Annotated in this window: 3 protein-coding genes; 1 reads left to right on the top strand and 2 read right to left on the bottom strand. The window is 43.5% G+C overall.

The window, feature by feature from the left end; translation table 11 throughout:
* Positions 1–87: 87 nt before the first annotated feature.
* Positions 88–636 (bottom strand): HXXEE domain-containing protein, encoded by a 549-nt coding sequence (locus Q0191_RS07045; RefSeq protein WP_297665095.1) that lies wholly within the window; start codon positions 634–636, stop codon positions 88–90.
* A 72-nt stretch (positions 637–708) separates the two neighbouring features.
* Positions 709–1,449: a 1-acyl-sn-glycerol-3-phosphate acyltransferase gene (locus Q0191_RS07040; protein WP_125370630.1), complete on the bottom strand. Its 741-nt coding sequence runs from the start codon at positions 1,447–1,449 to the stop codon at positions 709–711.
* Between the two features lie 157 nt (positions 1,450–1,606).
* Between Q0191_RS07040 and Q0191_RS07035 the strand changes: the two genes are divergently transcribed.
* Positions 1,607–2,740 (top strand): HAD-IC family P-type ATPase (locus Q0191_RS07035; RefSeq protein WP_297665092.1); only part of this gene is annotated, 1,134 nt, incomplete at its 3' end.

The following is a 2,740-nucleotide window of genomic DNA, read 5'->3' as shown; positions in this document are numbered from 1 at the left end:
ATTTTCAGCTTGTCATATTTTAAAATCTTTATTTTGCAAGTAGTCGTATAGATAGAAGAGGCATTGATGAAAATAGAAGCTCTAATATCAGTCTGCTTTGCTTATCCTGTATATCCAAGCTTCTAACTTTTGAGCTCTGCTATGTAAAAAAGCCAGATTTGCCAAAAGAAAAGCCATCACAAGCACGCTTAGAATCAGAAGCAAGAGCCAAGAAACTGACTGCTGACTCAGATAAAGGACAAAGACTAAGATGAGTATAGGAAAAGTCGTCAGAGCTGTGAAGCCGCCCGGTACCCAGCGACGAAAGCGAAACACTTGCATGATATGGACCAGCAGATGGAGGGTATGACAGAAACCAATAGCCAAAGCTAGCTCGGGAAAGCGAAATAGAATCGCAAGCTGCAAGAGAATAAAAGCTAGCAGAAATTCCGCCGCAATCATTAGAGCTATACTTTCAGCAGAAAGATAACTTCCTCTCCTAGCAATGAACATCTCCTTTTGATAGCCTTGATGATCTTGATTCTGAGAAATCCAAGGCCGAATCAGGATAATCTCATCAAACTCGTGCAACATAAACAGTGATAAGGTTACAAAAGATAAAAATGCAAGAGACATAGCATCCTCCTTATAAAACATACTAACATTATAACTCACTCACATACAAAAATCAGCTCCCAAGCAAGATTGCTCAGGAAGCTGATTCGTATCTTATTTTCTATGCTTATCTGGATCCCAGACAAAGCTTGCAAGGAAACTAAAAATAAAGGTCAGAATACCAATCAAAGCGGCTGGAATAAAGGCCAGTGCTCTTAAAATCCGCCAGAAGATATTTGGTTTTTTACCTGTCTGATAAGGCGCCACTTCTGCATCCAAGCGGTCAAACTCCGCCTGAATCCGACGAGCCACTTCTTCCACTCCTTCATCGTTCATCTTTTTGATATCAGAAATATCAATTGGATTGCCAAAGTTCATATCCACGCGCTCCCCAGCTGCCAAGCCTTTGAGGCTCATGGGACCAGCATAGACAACTGGCATGATCCGAACCTTAGCCATCTTAGCAATCACTGCCACTCCTCCCTTGACATCCGTAGAATGACGGCTGCCGCTCGGGAACATAATCAGAGAGCGATTGCTCTTTTTCAGCATATTGACAGGATACTTGATCGCTGACGGACCAGGATTTTCCCGGTCGATAGGAAAAGCACCACACATACGAATCCACCAGCCGAACACGCGATTTTCAAAAAGCTGTTTCTTAGCCATGAAAATGAACTGCTTGGGCTTGGTCGCAAAAGCCATGTAAACTGGATCCCACCATGTTCGGTGAGGGGCAACCAAGATATAATTTTCATCTTTTGAAGGAATCTTCTCTTTATTATGGTAATGGGCATTGCCATTCAAAGCCCAGAGGATAAAAATTACCAATCCTCGCAAATAGGTATAAAACATAAACTCTCCTTATTTCAAACTGTGATTGTACTTGAAATTTATTACATCCTTTCCCATTATACCCTATACCCTTATAGTCTGCAATATTTTTCCAAACTTTGGCTGTAACAGCTGATTCCGATAGCTATTTCTATAAAAAAATGGTATCATTATTTTCATGAATAAGAAAGAATTAATTGGTTTAAACCAAACCCAAGTAGATGAAAAGATTTCGCAGGGCTTGACCAACGATTTTACAAGTGATACCAGTACTAGTAACTGGCAAATCGTTAAGCGGAATGTTTTCACCCTTTTTAATGCCCTTAACTTTGTGATTGCTCTAGCCTTGGTCTCTGTCCAAGCTTGGAGCAATCTGGTCTTCTTCGCAGTAATCAGCTTTAACGCCGTCACTGGTATTATTACGGAACTGCGAGCCAAACACATGATTGACAAGCTCAATCTGGTCAGCCGAGAGCTGGTCACAGTTATCCGAGACGGCCAGGAAGTCAAGATTCAGCCAGAAGAAATTGTACTGGGCGATCTGATCAAGCTGTCAGCCGGCGAGCAAATTCCTAGTGACGCCCATGTAGTAGAGGGTGTTGCCGAGGCCAATGAAGCCATGCTGACAGGGGAGAGTGACTTGGTTCTCAAGGAAGAAGGTGCTGAGCTGCTGTCTGGTAGCTTTCTGGCTAGTGGGCAGATCTATGCTGAGGTGCATCATGTCGGCGCAGACAACTATGCCAACAAGCTCATGACTGAGGCTAAAACCCTCAAGCCTATCAACTCGCGCATTCTTTACAATCTTGGAAAAATCTCCCGCTTTACTGGGAAAATTATCATTCCCTTCGGATTGGCACTTTTCTTTGAAGCCCTGATGATAAAGGGACTGCCTGTCAAAAACTCTGTCATTACCAGCTCGACTGCTCTTTTGGGTATGCTGCCTAAGGGAATCGCCCTGCTGACAGTCACATCACTCCTGACAGCTGTCATCAAGCTAGGTATGCGCAAGGTTCTTGTTCAGGAAATGTATTCTGTTGAGACCCTGGCTCGTGTGGATACTCTCTGTCTGGACAAGACCGGGACAATTACCCAAGGTAAGATGACTGTTGAAGCCTTGCATAGCCTGTCAGATAAGTTTTCTGATGAGACCATCGGTCAAATCTTAGCAGCCTACATCCAAACCAGTGAGGATAATAACCCAACAGCTCAAGCAATCCGCAAGGGCTACGGCCATTTAGAGCACAACTACACTAGCGACAATGTCATCCCATTTTCTAGTGACCGAAAATGGGGCGCTATGCATTTATCCAGT

This window comes from uncultured Streptococcus sp., assembly GCF_938036805.1.
Lineage (GTDB): Bacteria > Bacillota > Bacilli > Lactobacillales > Streptococcaceae > Streptococcus.
The sequence above is the reverse complement of the archived record's forward strand: the minus strand, read 5'-3'. Positions and strand labels throughout refer to the sequence as shown.

What these genes read in the sequence shown, in the direction of transcription:
- Q0191_RS07045 (WP_297665095.1), bottom strand. Translation starts at nt 636, where the DNA reads ATGTTTTATAAGGAGGATGCTATGTCTCTTGCATTTTTATCTTTTGTA.
- Q0191_RS07040 (WP_125370630.1), bottom strand. Translation starts at nt 1,449, where the DNA reads ATGTTTTATACCTATTTGCGAGGATTGGTAATTTTTATCCTCTGGGCT.